This is a genomic window from Nonomuraea sp. NPDC049624 (genome assembly GCF_040675255.1).
Lineage (GTDB): Bacteria > Actinomycetota > Actinomycetes > Streptosporangiales > Streptosporangiaceae > Nonomuraea.
In genome coordinates this window covers 319,749-337,438 of the sequence record NZ_JBFAOR010000008.1, presented here as the reverse complement: position 1 = coordinate 337,438, position 17,690 = coordinate 319,749, and the positions used below count along the sequence as shown (strand labels likewise).

Annotated in this window: 19 protein-coding genes and 1 tRNA gene; 8 read left to right on the top strand and 12 right to left on the bottom strand. The window is 72.1% G+C overall.

Going from position 1 to position 17,690, the window contains the following annotated elements; translation table 11 throughout:
- Nucleotides 1-39: 39 nt before the first annotated feature.
- From AB0J76_RS32615 to AB0J76_RS32605, 3 genes are all read right to left on the bottom strand, one after another.
- Nucleotides 40-116, bottom strand: a tRNA-Lys gene (locus AB0J76_RS32615).
- A 41-nt stretch (nucleotides 117-157) separates the two neighbouring features.
- The gene (locus tag AB0J76_RS32610; RefSeq protein ID WP_352319473.1) at nucleotides 158-1,081 is read right to left on the bottom strand and encodes a nucleoside hydrolase; all 924 of its coding nucleotides are present in this window, start codon (nucleotides 1,079-1,081) and stop codon (nucleotides 158-160) included.
- Nucleotides 1,082-1,367: 286 nt separating this feature from the next.
- Nucleotides 1,368-1,760, bottom strand: coding sequence for an OsmC family protein (locus AB0J76_RS32605; protein ID WP_352319472.1), 393 nt, complete (start codon nucleotides 1,758-1,760; stop codon nucleotides 1,368-1,370).
- A 52-nt stretch (nucleotides 1,761-1,812) separates the two neighbouring features.
- Between AB0J76_RS32605 and AB0J76_RS32600 the strand changes: the two genes are divergently transcribed.
- Nucleotides 1,813-2,523, top strand: coding sequence for a hypothetical protein (locus AB0J76_RS32600; protein WP_352319471.1), 711 nt, complete (start codon nucleotides 1,813-1,815; stop codon nucleotides 2,521-2,523).
- A gap of 50 nt (nucleotides 2,524-2,573) precedes the next feature.
- A complete protein-coding gene (locus AB0J76_RS32595; RefSeq protein ID WP_352319469.1) occupies nucleotides 2,574-3,347 on the top strand; it encodes an FAD:protein FMN transferase in 774 nt (257 codons plus the stop codon).
- Nucleotides 3,348-3,354: 7 nt separating this feature from the next.
- On the opposite strand, the gene AB0J76_RS32590 is transcribed toward AB0J76_RS32595, so the two are convergent.
- Nucleotides 3,355-3,630 carry a hypothetical protein gene (locus AB0J76_RS32590; RefSeq protein WP_352319467.1) on the bottom strand — a complete coding sequence of 92 codons (276 nt, stop codon included), beginning with the start codon at nucleotides 3,628-3,630 and terminating at the stop codon, nucleotides 3,355-3,357.
- A gap of 115 nt (nucleotides 3,631-3,745) precedes the next feature.
- Between AB0J76_RS32590 and AB0J76_RS32585 the strand changes: the two genes are divergently transcribed.
- Both AB0J76_RS32585 and AB0J76_RS32580 read left to right on the top strand, forming a co-directional pair.
- Nucleotides 3,746-4,126, top strand: coding sequence for a phage holin family protein (locus AB0J76_RS32585; protein WP_352319465.1), 381 nt, complete (start codon nucleotides 3,746-3,748; stop codon nucleotides 4,124-4,126).
- Between the two features lie 11 nt (nucleotides 4,127-4,137).
- Nucleotides 4,138-5,469, top strand: a complete 1,332-nt coding sequence (locus tag AB0J76_RS32580) for an aromatic amino acid lyase (RefSeq protein WP_352319464.1) — start codon at nucleotides 4,138-4,140, stop codon at nucleotides 5,467-5,469.
- Here AB0J76_RS32580 and AB0J76_RS32575 read toward each other — a convergent pair.
- Entirely contained in the window at nucleotides 5,411-6,394 is a 984-nt protein-coding gene (locus AB0J76_RS32575; RefSeq protein WP_352319462.1) for a LacI family DNA-binding transcriptional regulator, read from the bottom strand. The two genes, AB0J76_RS32580 and AB0J76_RS32575, sit on opposite strands and share 59 nt — an antisense overlap.
- A 241-nt stretch (nucleotides 6,395-6,635) precedes the next feature.
- On the opposite strand from AB0J76_RS32575, the gene AB0J76_RS32570 reads away from it, so the two are divergent.
- Together AB0J76_RS32570 and AB0J76_RS32565 are read left to right on the top strand one after the other, a co-directional pair.
- Nucleotides 6,636-7,496 (top strand): amidohydrolase, encoded by an 861-nt coding sequence (locus AB0J76_RS32570; RefSeq protein WP_352319460.1) that lies wholly within the window; start codon nucleotides 6,636-6,638, stop codon nucleotides 7,494-7,496.
- A 155-nt stretch (nucleotides 7,497-7,651) separates the two neighbouring features.
- The gene (locus AB0J76_RS32565; RefSeq protein ID WP_352323951.1) at nucleotides 7,652-8,188 is read left to right on the top strand and encodes a cysteine dioxygenase family protein; all 537 of its coding nucleotides are present in this window, start codon (nucleotides 7,652-7,654) and stop codon (nucleotides 8,186-8,188) included.
- Here the strand turns inward: AB0J76_RS32565 and AB0J76_RS32560 are convergent.
- Together AB0J76_RS32560 and AB0J76_RS32555 are read right to left on the bottom strand one after the other, a co-directional pair.
- Entirely contained in the window at nucleotides 8,160-8,825 is a 666-nt protein-coding gene (locus AB0J76_RS32560) for a hypothetical protein (protein ID WP_352323952.1), read from the bottom strand. The two genes, AB0J76_RS32565 and AB0J76_RS32560, sit on opposite strands and share 29 nt — an antisense overlap.
- 14 nt (nucleotides 8,826-8,839) lie before the next feature.
- The gene (locus AB0J76_RS32555) at nucleotides 8,840-10,012 is read right to left on the bottom strand and encodes an MFS transporter (RefSeq protein WP_352323953.1); all 1,173 of its coding nucleotides are present in this window, start codon (nucleotides 10,010-10,012) and stop codon (nucleotides 8,840-8,842) included.
- Between the two features lie 81 nt (nucleotides 10,013-10,093).
- Here AB0J76_RS32555 and AB0J76_RS32550 point away from each other — a divergent pair, with 81 nt between their 5' ends.
- Nucleotides 10,094-11,065 (top strand): LacI family DNA-binding transcriptional regulator, encoded by a 972-nt coding sequence (locus AB0J76_RS32550; RefSeq protein ID WP_352323975.1) that lies wholly within the window; start codon nucleotides 10,094-10,096, stop codon nucleotides 11,063-11,065.
- Here AB0J76_RS32550 and AB0J76_RS32545 read toward each other — a convergent pair.
- Nucleotides 11,028-12,359 (bottom strand): MFS transporter, encoded by a 1,332-nt coding sequence (locus AB0J76_RS32545; RefSeq protein WP_352323954.1) that lies wholly within the window; start codon nucleotides 12,357-12,359, stop codon nucleotides 11,028-11,030. The genes AB0J76_RS32550 and AB0J76_RS32545 overlap by 38 nt on opposite strands.
- A gap of 59 nt (nucleotides 12,360-12,418) precedes the next feature.
- On the opposite strand from AB0J76_RS32545, the gene AB0J76_RS32540 reads away from it, so the two are divergent.
- The gene (locus AB0J76_RS32540; protein WP_352323955.1) at nucleotides 12,419-13,405 is read left to right on the top strand and encodes a winged helix-turn-helix domain-containing protein; all 987 of its coding nucleotides are present in this window, start codon (nucleotides 12,419-12,421) and stop codon (nucleotides 13,403-13,405) included.
- Nucleotides 13,406-13,419: 14 nt separating this feature from the next.
- On the opposite strand, the gene AB0J76_RS32535 is transcribed toward AB0J76_RS32540, so the two are convergent.
- The 4 genes from AB0J76_RS32535 to AB0J76_RS32520 form a co-directional block, all read right to left on the bottom strand.
- Nucleotides 13,420-14,280, bottom strand: a complete 861-nt coding sequence (locus tag AB0J76_RS32535; RefSeq protein WP_352323956.1) for a carbohydrate ABC transporter permease — start codon at nucleotides 14,278-14,280, stop codon at nucleotides 13,420-13,422.
- A complete protein-coding gene (locus AB0J76_RS32530) occupies nucleotides 14,277-15,158 on the bottom strand; it encodes a sugar ABC transporter permease (protein ID WP_352323958.1) in 882 nt (293 codons plus the stop codon). The genes AB0J76_RS32535 and AB0J76_RS32530 overlap by 4 nt, the downstream gene beginning before the upstream one ends.
- Nucleotides 15,159-15,212: 54 nt before the next feature.
- Nucleotides 15,213-16,508, bottom strand: coding sequence for an ABC transporter substrate-binding protein (locus AB0J76_RS32525; protein ID WP_352323960.1), 1,296 nt, complete (start codon nucleotides 16,506-16,508; stop codon nucleotides 15,213-15,215).
- A gap of 125 nt (nucleotides 16,509-16,633) precedes the next feature.
- Entirely contained in the window at nucleotides 16,634-17,407 is a 774-nt protein-coding gene (locus AB0J76_RS32520) for an AMP-binding protein (protein WP_352323961.1), read from the bottom strand.
- Between the last annotated feature and the right edge of the window lie 283 nt (nucleotides 17,408-17,690).

The following is a 17,690-nucleotide window of genomic DNA, read 5'->3' as shown; positions in this document are numbered from 1 at the left end:
AAGCAGCGAAACCGCCTGGTGAACCAGGCGGTTTCGGTGTGGTGCGCCGCCAGGGACTCGAACCCCGGACCCGCTGATTAAGAGTCAGCTGCTCTAACCAACTGAGCTAGCGGCGCAACAGGGTTAACTGTATCAGCCGCCGGACGGTGCCCGCACATCAGCCGAGCCGCTCCCCCAGCCGCCCGTACGCCCCCAGCACCAGGTCCCAGAAGCCCTTCACGTCCACGGACGTCGCCACCAGCGCGTTCGACGGCCGTCCGCGCAGGTCGAAGTCGGTGACGGTCATCCCCCGCGTGTACGTCCCGGCGGTCTCCACGTTGACCACGGCCGGCACGCAGGTGAACAGCGACGGGTCCAGCACGTACGCCACGGCGCAGGCGTCGTGGATGGCCGGGCCGCCTTCGGCCGTCACCACGCCGTAGAACTGCGCGGCGGGCACCAGCAGCTCCGACAGCCGGCCGAGCGGCCGCATGCGGTCGAGCACGTCCGCGGTGACCAGGGCGGACAGGGTCACGTCAAGGCCGAGCTGGCGTACCTGCCAGCCGGCCTCGAAGACGATCGCGGCGGCCTCGGGGTCGGCCAGCATGTTGAACTCGGCCGCCGGGTTGTGGTTCCCCCGGGTGTACGAGCCACCCATGATCACCAGCTCCCTGGCCCACTCCACGACGCGGGGCTCCCGGCGTACGGCGAGGGCGATGTTGGTCAGCGGGCCCACCGCGACCAGCGTGATCTCCCCCGGGGCGGCACGCAGGGCGTCCACGATGAAGTCCACCGCGTGCCCCTCGGACAGGGGACGCACGGGGGCGGGCAGGACGACGTCGCCGAGACCGGTGTCGCCGTGCACGTGGCCGGCGCGGACGGTGCGGTGCAGCAGGGCGCCCGCGCTGCCGGCCGTGACCGGCACGTCGCCGAGGTCGAGGAACTCCCGCAGCGCCAGCGCGTTCGCGGTGGTCAGCTCCAGGTCGACGTTGCCGCCCACGGTGGTGACGCCCACGACGTCGAGGTCGGGGGAGCCGGCGGCGAGGGCCAGGGCGAGCGCGTCGTCGATGCCGGGGTCGCAGTCGATGAGAACTTTCTTCACACCACAGGACAATACGCATGGCCGACGACAGGCGGGACAGCCCCGTGGCCGGCTGCGGGCATGGATCGGGGCCGGGCAGTTCCCCCAAATCTGCCCGGCCCCGATCGGTGGCGGTCCAGGCCGACGTCTTCCCCCAAAAACGTCGGCGGTCCCGCACTCGCGGACCGCGGTCCCCCTCCGCGTCCGCATCGGTGAAGGTCTGTTGTGGCCTCTCGACCTGCTACAACGCTACCGAGACGAATGCAACGGTCGCGTCATAACGGGGTCGAATAAGCGTTTAATCCGACTAGGGAAGCTCCAATCGAACCTCTGTACCGTCCTGCAACGATCTGCTCACCGTGCAGTACTTGTCGTGCACCCGCCCGGCCACCGCCCTGAAGACCTCGTCGGCCTCCTCCGAGGGCAGCTCCACGTCGTAGGTGACCGTCACCGGCCCGAGCTTGTTCGGCTCGACCTTCTCCGACTCCACCGTCATGGCCAGGCGCACCAGCCGGTGCCCGCGCTTGGCCGTGAGCGGCTCGACGGTCACGATGTTGCAGCCGCCCACCGCCGCGAGCAGCAGCTCGACCGGGGTGAACACGCCCTCGTCGTCGCCGCCGCCGATCTTCACCTCGGCGCCGCGGGCGTTCGTGGCCCGGAAACCGCCGTCTTCTGTCCGCTCAACACGCACGTTAGCCATGTTTCAGACCTTACTCAGAAAGCTCTCATGTTCCTTCAGCATCGTCGTAGACATGGCTAGTGAGGTGAATGCGAGTCACGGTCCCATCCTCTTCTGGTGCGGGGTCGCGGTCGCCGAGTTCGGCGCGATCCAGCCGGGGTTCGGCTACCCCTGGCGGCCCACCGCCTACGCCGCCGCGGCGTTGCTCGTCGCGCTCGGCTTCGCCACCGTCAAGGCCGCCGACCTGCTCCGCACCGAGCAGGCCCGGCAGCGGCTGCGGCTCGGCGGCTACCTGGCCGGCGCGCTGCTGGTGGCCCACGAGCTGAGCTCCACCGCGTACGTGACGGAACTCAGCCGCGTCGGCTCGCTCCTGCTGTACGCGATGGCGGCCGTCATGGCGGTCCGCAGCCACACCGTCGTCCCGCAGGCCAGGGGCCGGGTGCTGATCGCGTCCGGCCTGGACCCGGACACCCTGCGCACCCGGCTGGCCGGCGCGAGCACCAGGACGGACACCGTGGCCGTCTACCGGGCCGAGCGCGCCACCAGCGAGCTGCGCGACCTGGAGGCCAGGTACGGTCTCATCCTCGTCACCGGCGCCGAGCACGACCCGAGGGCCAAGGAGCGCATCAGCGCCTCCGGGCTCAGCCGCGAGATCCCCGACATCGCCGAACGGGAGGTGGTCGTCGAGGGCCCGCGCCCGTTCACCCGGTACGTCGGCGGCGCGTTGTCACGCCTCGCGATCCCGAGATCACAGGTTCATTTCAAATCAGCGCAAAAGGCTTAGGCCCACGTTACGGCCGACGTGAGAGCGTGGGCAGCGGACAAGGAGGCCAGGTGACGATTTTCCCCGGAAGCGCCCGTGTCGACACGGTCATGGGCATGCCCGTCAGCGTCGACATCCGCACGGCTCTGCCGGCCCGAGAGCTCACCCCCCTGCTCGACGACGCCTTCTCCTGGTTGCGCTGGGTGGCCGACACCTTCAGCCCGGCCAAGGAGGACAGCCAGATCTGGCGACTCAACCACGGCCTGACCATCAGGCAGATCCCCGAGCTCGTCGAGGTCCTGCACCGCTGCGAGGAACTGAGCGAGGCCACCGGCGGCTGGTTCGAGCACCGGATCAACGGCGTGATCGACCCGTCCGGCTACATCAAGGGCTGGGCCCTGGAACGCCTGTCGCGGGCGCTGTGCAACGCCGGCGCCGGCGACCACCGCATCAACGCGGGCGGCGACATCAGGGTGCGCGGCTCGGCCGCCCCGGGCAAGCCGTGGCGCGTCGGCATCCGCGACCCGCACACCGACGTCGTCAGGAAGGCGCTGTTCGCCCACGACCTCGGCATCGCCACCTCGGGCGGCGCGGCCGTGGTGGACCCGCGCACCGGGGAACGCCAGCAGACGCTCGGCTCGGTCACCGTGATCGGCCCCGACCTCGGCGTGGCCGACGCCTACGCCACCGCCATGTACGCCATGGGCCCCACCCTGGCCAGGCGTTTCGCGACCGACCTGGCCCAGGCCGGCGCGTACGACACCATGATCGTGCTCCGGGACGGCCAGGAGGTCAGCACGCCGGGCATCTCTGGCATCGCCGCGGGGGCGCGCCTGGCGGGCTGAGCGCGGCTCAGGCGTCGGGATGATCGCGCAGATATTCCAGGTAGATCGGGCGCAACGCCTCGCCCAGCTCACCCTCGCCCGCCGCGAGCGCGTCGCTGAGCAGCGCGGACACCCGGCTGAGGTCGTTGGCGGTCTCACTCTCGTGACCGCTCGCGGCCTCGGCGGCCGGGATCACCTTCAGCAGGTTCCACAGGAAGCCCAGATCCCCATGGCGTACGGCGTACCGCACCGCTCGGTCGTGCAACTCCGCCGCGGGCAACGAATCAAGACCATTAGCGTCCATCCCGCTCCCTTTCCCGACATGAGTCACAGGTAACCGCCGCCACCGTGCGCGATCGATCGGCTTCGCACCGTCGATGTATCGCGCCGGCGATCGCGAAGTGGGAGGATCAACCAGCGTGAGATTCATCATCAGAACCGTGGCCGCGGCCGCCGCCCTCTGGGTCGCCATCCAGCTCCTCGACGGCATCAAGATCACCGCCCCGGAGAACTCGGCCAAGTACTGGGGCGTCCTGCTCCTCGTGGCCCTGATCTTCGGTGTCGTCAACGCCATCGTGAAGCCGATCGTCAAGGCGCTGGGCTGCGCGGTCATCGTGCTGACCCTCGGGTTGTTCCTCCTCGTCATCAACGCGGCCATGCTGCTGCTGACGAGCTGGATCGCCGGCCAGTTCGACATCCCCTTCCACGTCGACAACTTCTACCCGGCCGCCTTCTGGGGCGCGATCATCATCAGCGTGGTCAGCTGGCTGCTCGGCCTGTTCATCCCCGACAACGACTGATCCCCCTCCCCATGCAGCTCAACGGCGCCGGCCTGACCTGCGCCCAGGTGCACGAAGCCGCCCACGGCCGGGCCCGGGTCACGATCGGTCCCCTCGATCGGGCCCGGGCCTCGTGGGCCACCGCCCAGGGACTGACCGGCCCGGTCTACGGCCGCAGCACGGGCGTGGGCGCCAACCGGGACGTCCGGCTCGACTCCCCCGGCCTCGACCTGCTGCGCAGCCACGCCTGCGGCGCGGGCCCCCTGGTGGCCGACGAACGCGCGCGGGCCATGCTCGTCGTACGGCTCAACCAGCTCATGGCGGGCGGCTCGGGCATCGACCCGGCCGTGCTGCCCGTCCTGGCCGAGGCGGTCGCGGGCGGGTTCACGCCGCCGGTCCGCACGTACGGCGCGATCGGCACCGGGGACCTGACCGCGCTCGCCACCACAGCCCTGTGCCTGCTGGGCGAGGTGCCCTGGCGGCGGGCGGGCGAGGAGACGGCCGGGCCGCGCTTCGCGCTCGACTCCGGCGACGCGCTGCCCTTCATCAGCTCGGGCGCGGCCACGCTGGCCGACGCCGCGCTGGCCTGCCATCGGCTGGGCGCTCTGCTGGCGGCCGCCGTCGACGTGGCCGCCCTGTCCTTCACCGCGGTCGACGCCTCCGCCGAGCCGCTGGCCGCCGCCGTCCAGGAGGCCAGGCCGCATCCGGGCCAGTCGCGCGTGGCCGGACGCCTGCGCGGACTGCTCACCCACGAGCTGGCCACCCGCGTCCAGGACCCGTACGGCTACCGCGCCTTCGCGCAGGTGCACGGCGCGGCCGTGGACGCGTTGGAGCGTGCCACCGCCACCGTCGAGACCGACCTGAACGCCGCCACCGAGAACCCGCTCATCACCGGCACCCTGGCCTGGCACAACGGCAACTTCCACTCGGCCCCGGTGGCCCTGGCCCTCGACGCGCTGCGCGCCGCGCTGGCCCAGACCGCCCAGCTCAGCACCGCCCGCCTGGCCACCCTCATGAACCCCGCCTACACCGGGCAGCTGCCGTTCCTGGCCGACCGGCCGGGCGCCTCCGGGCTGATGATCCTGGAGTACGTGGCCCAGGACGCCCTGGCCGAGCTGCGCCACCTCGCGGCGCCCGTGACGACCGGGACCGCGGTGATCTCGCTGGGCACCGAGGACCACGCCGGTTTCGCCACCCAGGCCGCCCGCCACGCGCTGCGCTGCCTCGAACCGCTGGAGATCGTGCTGGCCTGTGAGCGCGTCGCCGCCGTGCGGGCCCGCAAGGGGACACAGCCCGACGGGCAGCTCACCGACGAGCTGGACGAGGCGCGGGCGGCGCTTGCGCGACCGAGCCGCGCTCCCTGAGCGTCGGCTCCTGAACCACCCGGCGGCGGCGGGTGCCGCCGTCGGCCGCGGCCGCGATGAGCCGCACCGCGGCCCTGACGATGCCGTCGATGTCCCAGTCGACGGTGGTCAGGCCGGGGGTGAGCAGCCCCGACATGGGGTGGTCGTCGTAGCCCATGACCGACACGTCGCCCGGGATGGACAGGCCCAGCTCCTTGGCCGCGGCGTAGACGCCGTAGGCGATGGAGTCGGCGAAGCAGAAGACCGCGCCCGGCCTGGACGTGGAGAGGATCTCGTGGGCCGCCGAGGTGGCCGCCGCCAGGTCGTGGGGGGCCGTGACGACCTGGATGTCGAGCCCCAGCCGGTCGGCCTCGGCCAGGACGTGCACGTCGGCCGGACGGTCGGGGGTGCTGGCCTGGGTGGGCGTGAGCACGGCCACCCGGCGGTGACCGAGGCCGGCCAGGTGTTCCAGGGCCAGCGTGACGCCCCGGCGGTTGTCGAAGACGACCTCGCCCGCCGTGCCCGCCAGTGAGTCGCCGATCGCGACGACCGGCAGCGACTCGCACAGCTCGGCCCAGAACGGCGCGGCCGGGTCGACCGGCTGCACGATCATGCCGTCGACGCGCTGGTCGCGGAGCTGCTGGGCGAGCGCGCGCTCGCGGTCGGGGTCGCCGACCGCGTCGAGGATCAGGGCGTAGCGGTCCTTCTCCCGCAGGCCCCTGCTGATGCCGACCGCCAGCGACTGCTGCCACAGGTCTTCGAGCGAGCCGCAGAGCAGGCCGATCATGCCCGTGCGGCCGCTGGCCAGGGCCCTGGCGATGGGGTCGGCCTCGTAGCCGAGCTCGGCGGCGGCGGCGCGCACGCGCTCCATCGTCTCCTCCGAGACCTGCATGCCACGCAGCGCATAGGAGACGGCCGCCGGAGACAGGCCGGTCGCGCGGGCCACTTCCCGAATCGTCGCTCTCTTCCGCGGCATCCCGCCAGCCTATTGCCTGCCACCGACAGAAGCCGGACTCCCGCACGGGCTCGCCGGTTTCTTCTCGGCCCGTCCTCGACGTGCGAACCGTTGACAAACAGGACAGTGAAGCGGTTCACTGAACCGTATCACTGAAACGGTTCACCTGCTTGATTTCGCAGTACACTTCGTTTACCTGTAATCTCAGTAGGAAATAGAGGGAGGTGTGATCGTGAGCATCGACGTGCACCAGCACCTGTGGACGGGTTCGTTCGTCGCCGCGCTGCGCGCTCGCACCGTCCCGCCCCGGCTCGACGGCTGGACGCTGCTGCTCGACGGGGAGCCGCCGTACGAGGTGAACCCGGCCGACCACGAGCACCGCGACACGACCGGGCTCGACCTGGCGCTGGTGTCGATGTCGAGCCCGCTGGGCGTGGAGTTCCTGCCGCCGGAGGAGGCGTGGCCGCTGATCGACGCCTACCACGAGGGCGCGCTCGGGCTGGGCGAGCCGTTCGGGGTGTGGGCGGCGACCTGTCACAGCGAGCCCGATCCGGAGCGGCTGGCCAAGGACCTCGACCGAGGGCTGGCCGGGCTGCAGATCCCGGCCACCGCCGTACCGGACGACCGGCTGCTCGACGTGCTCACCGAGCGGGACCTGCCGCTGTTCGTGCATCCCGGGCCGGCCGCCGTGCCGCCGCCGCCGGGGACGCCGCCGTGGTGGCCGGCGCTGGTGCCGTACGTGCAGCAGATGCACGCGGCCTGGCACCACTTCCACGCCGTGGTCCGGCCCCGGCACCCTCGGCTGCGGGTGTGCTTCGCGCTGCTGGCCGGGCTGGCGCCGCTGCACTCCGAACGGCTCATCGCCCGTGGCGGCACCGGGCGCGGCCTGGTCGATCCCGGTTTCTACGTGGAGACGTCGTCGTACGGGCCGCGTGCCATCGACGCGATCGTCCGCGAGCTGGGCGTGGACGTCGTCGTCAACGGCTCCGACGCCCCGTACGCCACCGCCCCCGACCCCGGCCTCGGCACCGCCGCCCGCCACGCCATCCAGTCCACCAACCCCCGCCGCCTCCTGGGCCTCCCCCAACCATGACCCCGCGACCAAGCAGGCCATTGGACGCGCGAGGGAGTGCCGGCGCCTGGAGGAGCGGCGGGAGCGCAGCGACCAGAGCGGGGGAAGGCGCCGGCGTATGGCGACCGAGCCGCCTCACGGAGTGAGGCAATTAGATACAGAAAGGAGACTCGTACGTGAGTGACATCCAGATCCAGGGCGGGGGCGTGTGTGCCGGGCTGCCGGAGCGGACGCTCGACCGGCGTGAGCTGCGCGACCTGGTCGACGAGCTGGCCGCCAACCCGCAGGAGTGGCGTGACATGGTCGACTTCCCGGCCGACGGCGGACGGCACTACGCCTCCCTGTACCGGGACGCCTATGTGGACGTCTGGGTGCTGTGCTGGCGTCCTGAGGACGACACGGGCTGGCACGACCACGACATCTCCTCGGGCGCGGTGCACGTCGTGCAGGGGGCGTTGCAGGAGTGCAACCCGCGCATCGGCGGCGAGCACCTGGAGACCGTGGTGCCGGCCGGGCAGTCGTTCTCGTTCGGGCCCGACCACATCCACCGGCTCGGCGGCGCGGAGGGCGAGAGCGTCTCGATCCACGCGTACTCGCCGCCGTTGTGGCGGCTCGGCCAGTACTCCATCGACGACAGCGGCGTCATGCGCCGGGTGTCGGTGAGCTACGCCGACGAGTTGCGTCCTATGGACGAGCCGGTCGCTGTGGCCTGAGCACGCAGCAGCTCCCGCACGCCTCGACGTCGGGCAGGGTGATCCACAGGCAGCACGTCCTGCGGAAGTAGCCGTCGTCGGCGGGCTCGACCAGCCCGTCGACCGGGCTGCCGAGCTCGGCGAGCAGGGCCATGTAGTCGCCCTTGACGATGCTGGTCAGCGGGTGGGCGAACGCCTCGGCGGTCGAGCCCCACAAGGTGCGCTCGCCGACCTTGGCGAGCGCGCTGATGGCCTTGACCAGCGGCTGCTGCGCCTCGGCCAGCGATTCGCGGATGGGTTCGACGCCGGTGCCCCAGCTCACGCGGCTGGCGGCGATCGTCACGCCGGCGTCGGAGACCTTGAAGTAGGTGTCAGCCAGCCGCATGACGGGGATGCGGCCGTCGAGGGCCCAGCCGAGCGCCATGGGCAGGCTGTGCCAGTAGCCGAAGGTCTTCCAGAACAGCGCCGCGCCGACGTGCCGCGGCGCGTTCCAGCGTGCTGCCGTCTGCGCGACCAGGCCCTCCAGCAGCGTGTACGGCTCCCGCGCCAGGTCGGCGGCGGCCGTCCAGCTCTCGTCGGGGTCGATGACGAGCCCTGGCTCGACCCCGATGACACCGCCCCGGCCGTCGGCCAGACGCTGGAGAGCCTCGGTCAGCACGCTGCGGATCCCTTCTACAGGTTAGCCTTACCTAAGATAGCAGGGCGTCCGGCGAACCATCCAGCCACCAGCTGGGCCCCCAGAACCCCCAGGCCGACCGTCAGCGGAACGGTCCAGCCGCCCGACACCTCCCGCAGGTAGCCGAACAGCAGTGGGCCCAGCGCGGCCACGACGTACCCCACCGACTGGGCGACGGCCGACAGCGCCGTCACGCCGGCCGGATCGGCCGGGCGCAGGGCGATGATCAGCAGCGCCAGCGCGAACGAGGCCCCCTGGCCGATGCCGAGCACGATCATCCACACCCACGGCACGGTGGCCGGGGCCAGCAGCACGCCGAGGTAGCCGAGCACGGTCAGCACGCCGGCGCCCACCACGTACGGCACCTGCGAGGCCCGGCGGCCGGCCAGCACCGGCACCGCGAGCGAGGTCGCGACCTGGACCAGGTTCGTCAGGCTGAGCAGGTAGCCGGCCTGGTCGGCGGGCAGGCCGGCGTCGAGGAAGATGGTCGGCAGCCAGGCCAGCATGACGTAGAAGGTGAGCGACTGCAGGCCCATGAGGGCGGTCACGTACCAGGTGACGCGGCTGCGCAGGACGGCGCCGAACGGTCGCGGGCCGCCCTGCTCGGCGGGGCCGCCGCGGACCGCCTGCGGCAGCCAGAGCAGGGCCGCGAGCACGGCGGGCACGGCGAGCAGCGCCGAGACGCCGCGCCAGTCGAAGCCGGTGGCCCGCTCCAGCGGGATCACCAGGGCCGAGGCCCCGGCCGCGCCGGCCACCACGGCCGCCACGTAGACGCCGGTGAGCAGGTTGACGCGGTCGGGGAAGTGCTGCTTGACGATGCCGGGCATGGAGACGTTCATGACGGCGATGGCGGTCGCGGCCAGCGCCGAGCCCAGGTAGAGCATGGGCACGCCGTCGAGCCCGCGCAGGCACTCGCCCGCCGCGACCACGAGCAGGCCGGCCAGCAGCGTCCTGTCCAGGCCGATGCGCCGCGCGAGCAGCGGGGCCACCGGGCCGAACACGCCCAGGCAGACCACCATGACGGTGGTGATCGCGCCGCCGCCGGACGGCGACAGCCCCAGGTCCTTCATGATCTCGTCGAGGAGCGGTGACAGGCCCGCGATGGCGGGCCTCAGGTTGAGCGCGGCCAGCACGAACCCGGCCACCAGCAAGGCGTGTCGCAACGGCATAGGGCACCTACTCTGGCACAGACGTCTGACAACGTTGTCCGCCCGGGTCCGGTAGGACATGATCCATGCGTGAGACCGACGATGAAGGACGTCGCGGCGGCGGCGGGCGTGGCGCTCAAGACCGTCTCGCGCGTGGTCAACGGCGAGCCCGGCGTCCATCCGGCCACCGCCGAGCGGGTGCGGGCGGCCATCGACCGGCTGGGCTACAGCCGCAACGAGAGCGCCCGGGTCCTGCGCACGGGCATGACCGCCACCATCGGGCTGGTCATCGAGGACGTCGCCGACCCCTTCTACGCCGGTCTCAGCCGAGCCGTCGAGGACGTCGTCATCGACCACGGCTGCCTGCTGCTCAGCGGGTCCTCGGGCGAGCAGCCGGGCCGGGAGCGCGAGCTGGTCGAGACGTTCTGCGCGCGCCGGGTGGACGGGCTGATCGTCGTCCCGGCCGGCGACGACCACGCCTACCTGCGGGGCGAGCTGGAGGCCGGCACGCCCGTGGTGTTCGCCGACCGGCCGCCCGAGCCGGGGATCGAGGTGGACACCGTGCTCGCCGACAACGCGGGCGGGGCCGAACAGGCCGTCCGGCACCTGCTCACGCACGGGCACCACAGGATCGCCTTCCTGGGCGACGATCCGGCGATCTACACCGCGGCGCGGCGGCTGGCGGGCTACCGGCGGGCGCTCGGCGGGCTGTTCGACCCGCGGCTGGTGGCGATGCGCCCGCCGTCGCTCGACGACGTACGGGCCGACCTGCGGCGCATGCTCGCCCTGGACGCGCCGCCGACCGCGGTGTTCACCGGGAACGGGCGGCTCACGGTGACCGCGCTGCGGGCGCTGGAGGGACGGCGGCTCGCGCTGGTGGGGTTCGACGACTTCGAGCTGGCCGATCTGCTGCGACCGGGGGTGAGCGTGGTGGCCCAGGATCCGGCGTGGATGGGCCGGGTGGCCGCCGAGCTGCTGTTCCGCCGCCTGCGCGGTGACGGCGGCCCGCCGGAGCACGTCGAGCTGCCGGTGCGCCTCATCCCGCGGGGCTCCGGCGAGCTTCCGCCGACGTGACCGCCCCGGGCGCCGCGACCGTGCCGGAGGAACCGACCGTGCCGGAGGAACCGACCGTGCCGGAGGAACCGGAAGAAGCGGAATAAGCGGTGGAACCGTCGGCGCCGGAGGGCGTGGAAGGGCGCAGGGGCCCGATCAGGGCCAGGGCGACCAGAACACCGGCCGCGCCCGCCGCGACGATCGCGGCCCCCGGCCCGATCGCCTCACCCAGCGCGCCGACCACCGCCGCCCCCGCCGCCTGCCCCGTCATCAGCCCCGCCGACTGCAGCCCGAACGCCTGCCCGCGCCCCTCCTCGGGCACCGCGTCCACGAACCGCCGCTGCAACCCGAGCTGGTAGGAGAGCCCCGCGGCCGCGCACGCGGCCAGCACCGCGGCCCATCCCACGCCCGGTCCGAGCGCGAACCCCAGCCACGGCACCCCGAGCAGCACGGCGAGCGGCGCCGACAACCGCTCCCGCAGCGGCGGCGCGGCGAACCTGCCCACGGTGAACTCCCCCACCGCCATCCCGGCCGCCGCCGCGGCGAGCACCACGCCCGCCCGCCCCTCACCGCCCAGGTACGGCACGATCATCGCCTCCGCCCCGGCCAGGCACATCGTCGGCAGCCATCCGGCCAGCAGCAGCCCGCGCACCCGCCGATCGGCCAGCAGCGACCGGTTCACCCGCAACGTCTGCCGCACGGCCCCCGTCCCGCCGTTCCCGGCGGCGGCGCGGGCGGGCCGGTCGGGCAGGCCGAAGCGCAGGACCACCGCGCCGGCCGCCGACAGCGCGGCGGTGGCGGCCAGCGCGCCGGGCGCCCCGGCGAAGGCCAGGAACGCGCCTCCGGCCGCGAGCCCGCCGACCTGGGAGGCCGCCGAGGCGACCCCGAGCACCGACCGGCCGAGCACGAACGCGTCCCCGGGCAGGACGTCCGGCAGCGCCGCCGACCTGGCCGCGCCGAACACCGGCGAGAACAGCCCGCTGACCAGCACCAGCGCCAGCATGCCCCACACCGGCAGCCCGGCGTAGGCGAGCAGCAGGCACACCGCCGCCCTGACCAGCTCGCCGGTCACCATCAGCGCGCGGGGCCGCACCCGGTCGGCCAGCGACAGCAGGAACATCCCGCCCACGATGTACGGCAGCCACCCCGCCATGTACGCCGCCGCCGACAACCCCGGCGAGCCCGTCCGCGCGTACACCAGCACGGACAGGGCCAGCATCTTGATCGAGTCCCCGGTGACCAGCAGCGCGAAGCTGCCGAACAGCACCCGGAACTCCTTGACCGCGAACACGTCGCCGTACGTCGCCGCTCTCACACCCCCGATGCTGCGGAACCGGCGCCCGGCCCGGCCATGGTTTCGGATATAACCGAAAGATGGCGCTGAAGATCCAGGTGACCCCGCAGGACCTGGTGGCCAGCAGGTTCGCGATCTCGCCGCTGATCGAGACCATGCACGCCCACTGGACGCTCGACGGCAGGAACGAGCCCGGCGTGCACCGCCGGTGGGTGGAGCGCTGGCGCGGCCCGTACCTCGACCTGGTGCGACGGCATCCGGCGCTGCGCGCGCTGGCGGCGATCAGCGGCAACAAGGGCGACGCGAACGTCGACTTCATCGCCCCGCCGCCGGCCGGGATGAGCGTGCCGTTCGAGACCGAGCTGGCCTCGATGCGCAGGACCCCGGTCCGCCAGGCGCACAAGGAGATCGCCGGGGTGCTGGCGGGGCTGCCGCCGGTGCCGGGGCCGGTCCGGGACCTGCTGTTCTCGCCGCGGGTGGTGGAGGTGCTGGCCGACGCGTACGAGGCGCTGTGGCGGGAGATCATCTCGGTCGGCTGGCCACGACTCCACACGATCCTCGAACGCGACGTGATCCAGCGGGCCGGACGGCTGGCCGCCTACGGCTGGGCCGCCGCGCTCGACGACCTGAGCGACCAGGTGCGCTGGCGTCCGGACGGGCACATCGAGGTGCGCCTGCACGCCCGCCACGGCCTGCACGTGCTGGGCGGCGGCGGCCTGCTGTTCGTGCCGACCGCCTTCGCCGGCTCGGTCGGCGTGTACCTGGAGGCGGCCTGGCCCAACGCGCTGGTCTACCCGGCCCGCGGCACCGGCGCCGGGGTCGGCGTGCCGGACGGCGACCTGGCGCTGCTGATCGGCCGCACCAGGGCGCGCCTGCTCACCGAGCTGGCCGTGCCGGCGACGACCACCCACCTGGCCGCCCTGCTCGGCCAGAGCCTCGGCGCGACCGGCGGGCACCTGGCCGTCCTGCGCAGGACGGGCCTGGTCGTGGGCACCCGCACCGGCCGTTCCGTCCTGTATGCCCGTACGCCGCTGGGCGACGCGCTGGTCACCCGCTCACCGGCGTAGCGGGCCGTGCGGCGTCAGCCCTTCAGCGCGCCCGCCATCAGGCCGCGCATGAAGAACCGGCCGAGCAGCACGTAGATCAGCATCGTCGGGATCGAGGCCAGGACGGCCGCGGCCATCTGCTGGCTGTAGGGGGTGGCCTGGGCCCCGGCGATGTTGTTGAGCATGACGGTGGTCGGCCAGCTCTGCGGCCCGGTGATGAAGACGGCGAACAGGAAGTCGTTCCACAGGGAGGTGAACTGCCAGATGATCACCACCGCGATCGCGGGCCACGACACCGGCAGCACGACCGACCAGTACGCGCGCAGCATGCCGGCGCCGTCCACCCGCGAGGCCTCGATCAGCTCGTCGGGGATGGTGACGTAGTAGTTGCGGAAGATCAGCGTGCAGATGGGGATGCCGTACACGACGTGCGCGAGCACCAGGCCCGGGATGCCGCCGTAGAAGACGCCCTGCAGCCCGGTCTGCTCGTTCAGCCAGACCATGAGCTTGACCAGCGGGATCATCACGCCCTGGTAGGGGATGAACATGCCGAACAGGAACAGCGTGAACAGCACGTCCGCGCCGGGGAAGCGCCATTTGGACAGCACGTAGCCGTTCATCGACCCGAACGCGCACGACAGCAGCGAGCCCGGGACGGCCAGCAGCACGCTGTTCCACAGGCCGGGGGCCAGCTTCTCCCAGGCCACCCGCCACGCCTCGGTGGTCCACGTCCTGGGCAGGTTCCACGCCTGGCCGGGGTCGGCCTCGGTGAGCGGCTTGAAGCTGGTGGCCAGCAGCACGTAGATCGGGACGAGGACGACGACCACCAGGGCGAGCAGCAGGCAGAACCGCACGATCCCGAACCCGGTCCTGCGCCGGGCGGCGACGGCCGTCATGGCCTGCGCTCCCTGCGCACCGACCAGATCAGGTACGGGATCACGAAGACCGCCACGCTGAGCACGATGTACGAGGCGATCGTGGCCCCCTTCGCCGGGTCGTGCGAGTCGTAGACCGCCACCCACATGAACACCGCGGGCACGTCGGTGATGATCTGCTTGCCGGACACCGCCACGATGAGGTCGAAGACCTTGAGCGAGATGTGTCCCAGGATGATCAGCGCCGACAGGGTGACCGGCCTGAGCATGGGCAGCACCACGTGCCGGTAGACGCCCCACTCGCCGGCGCCGTCCACCCGCGCGGCCTCGCGCAGCTCCTCGGGGACGCCGCGGAAGCCCGCCAGGAACAACGCCATGACATATCCGGACATCTGCCAGATCGCTGGGAGCGCCATCGCGGCCATCCCCCAGTCCGGATCCCTGAACCACTGCCACTGCGGCAGCCCGATCGCGTCGAACAGCCGGTTCAGGCCGACCGCCCGCTCGCCCGTCCCGGAGTTCATCAGCCACCGCCACACGATGCCGGTCGCGACGAACGACACGGCCATCGGGAACAGGTAGATCGCCCGGAACGTGCCCTCCCCCCAGATCCCCTTCTCCATGAGGAACGCCAGGAACCAGCCCAGCACCAGCGCCCCCGCCACGAACACGATCGTGAACACGATCGCGTGGTCGACCGACAGGCGCCAGCGCGCCTGGTCCCAGATGTCGACGAAGTTCTTCAGCCCCACGAACGTGCCCTCGGACACCTCATCGTGCTGGTCCGTCATGGCCAGGCGGAAGTTCCAGCCCAGCATGCCGTACACGAACACGCCGATCGCCACGATCGACGGCGCGACGAGGAGGAGTCCGGGCAGCCAGGTGCGTGCCCGCCTCACAACCGTTTCCCTTCGCGCGGGTACGGCGGGAGCGCCCCGCCGTACCCGCCTGCGTCACTGAGCGTTGGCCTTGGCCGCGTCGGCCAGGCCCTGCTGCAGGCCCTTGACGTCCTTGCTGCCGATGAACAGCCCGACCGCCTCGTTGATCGAGGCCAGCCACGGCTGGCTCACCGAGACGCCGTGCTGGATGGAACCGGCCAGCTTGTTCCCCGACCAGTCCTTCAGCGCGTCGGCCAGGTAGTCGGTGTAGAGCGACTGGTCGGCGTCCTTGCGGGCGGGGATGGAGCCCTTCTTGGGGTTGAAGGCGTCCTGGCCCTCCTTGCTCGCCGCGACCTTCAGCCAGGCGACGGCCCCGTCCCGGTTCTTGGCGCCCTTGGGCAGCGTGAAGCTGTCCGACAGCCACAGGTAGGTGCCCGCGGTGCCGGGCGCGGGCGCCCAGTCGAAGTCCGACTTGGACGTCTTGCCGAGGCCGCCCTCCGGCGGGTTGTGGAAGTAGCCGTAGGCCCAGTCGCCCATGATGTTGAACGCCGCCTCGCCGTCGGCCACCTGCTTGGCGGCGGGCTGCCAGTCGTCCTGCGGATCGCCCGCGTACGACATGATCTTGGCGTAGTTCTCCAGCGCCTTCGTCATCTGCGGGCCGCTCCAGTCGGCGCCCGGCTTGAACAGCGCGTTGTAGGCGTCGGTGCCGAGCGAGCCGAGCAGCACGTTCTCCAGCAGGTGGGTGGCGGTCCACTCCGAGCCGACCGAGATCGGGATCTTGCCCTTGGCCTTGACCTTCTCCAGGTCGGCGATGAACTCCTCGATCGTCTTGGGCGCGGCCGCGATGCCGGCGTCCTTGAGCACCTTGGGGTTGAACCACAGGACGTTGGACCGGTGGATGTTGACCGGCACCGAGTAGATCTTGCCCTCGACGCTGATCTGCTCGACGAGCTGGGCGGGGAAGACGTCCTTCAGCTTCAGCTCGTCGTACAGGAACGTCAGGTCCTCCAGGTTGCCCGCCTTGATGTAGCCCTGCAACTCGGCGCCGGCGTGCCCCTGGAAGGTGTCGGGCGGCGTCCCGGCCTGCAACTTCGACTGCAACAGCGCCTTGGCCTTGTCACCCGAGCCGCCCGCCACGGCGGCGTCGAAGAACGTGTAGTTGGGGTTCTTGTCCTCGAATATCTTCTTCATCGCCGCGAGGCCGTCGGCCTCACCGGGTCCCGTCCACCAGGAGAAGACCTCCACCTGCTGCTTGCCGCCGCTCGACGAGCCCGGCTCGGAAGTCTGGCCGCCGCCGCTGCCTCCGCCGCAGCCCGCCAGGCCCAGGACGCCCGCCATCGTGATCGAGACGGCCGCTAACCACCGTCGCATCGCACACCATTCCCTTCGCGATCCCCCCGAAAGTTGGTGACCTTTGACAACGTTGTCAACAACGGCTATCAACCCACTTCGCGCGCGCCGACGTCAAGGGCGGAGCAGGTAACAGGTCCGCATACTCAGCCCACGCGCCGCAGCGTGCCGGCGGGCCCGGTGAGCACGGTGACGCCCGCGTCGTAGCCGGATCCGGGCAGGTCGCCGCGGGCCGCGGCCACGACGAGCGCGCCCTTGGACACGGCCAGGCCGACCAGGGCGGGCAGGTCGGCGCCGGCGCCGGGCGGCCACGTGCACAGCACGACGTCGGACTCCGTCAGGCCGACGGGCACGTCGAGCTCGGCCATCCTGGCCAGCAGGTCGGCGTGGGTGAGCCGGGCGCCGCCGGGGAGCGCCAGCGCGTCCTGGCGCTCGGCGTCGAGGGCGGGCAGCGCGGTGGGCTCCAGCACGAGCAGGCCGCGGAAGTCGATCGTGTCGAGCGCCGGGCCGAGCGAGACCACCTGGCGCACCCGGGAGCCGTCGGCCGCCGCGATCGCCGTCTCCGCCAGGTCGGGGGTGGTGATCAGCATGCGGGCGTCGCACTCGCGCAGCAGCGCCGCCACCTCCTCGGCGCCGAGCCCCGGGCCGATCGGCGCGGCCACCCCGCCGGCCGCCAGCACGGTGTGCACGGCCACGGTCTGGGTACCGGTCGTGGAGACGTGCACCCCCACCACCTGGTCGCGGCGCGCTCCCCTGCGCACCAGCCCGGACGCCGCCCTGGTCACCTCGGTCACCAGGCTGCGGTAGCCGTAGACGTGGCCGCCGCGCAGATCGATGAGCGCCGGCCGCTCGCCCCGCTCGTAGGCCCGGCGGAACACCTCGTGGATCACGGTGCCGGAGGACGAGGCGGACGGCGTCATGCCCGTCAACGTACGGTCGCCCGCGCGCCGGCCGCATCCACCGATGTATGTAGAGCGGTGTGCATTTCCGCAGCCCAGGGCCGAGGTGGGCGGGCCCGAGCCCTGCGCGACTCGAGCCCGCTGTCACGCGCCCTGGAACCGGGCCCCCACCCCTCCGAGAAGGCCCGGCTCCGTCGGGACGCGTGACGTCCCTCGGTCGATCGGCCGTCGCGGCCCCCGGCGCGAGGACGGGGAGCGCGGGGCGCGGTCGATCACACGCAGAACGGTAGGCGTTCCGACCGGG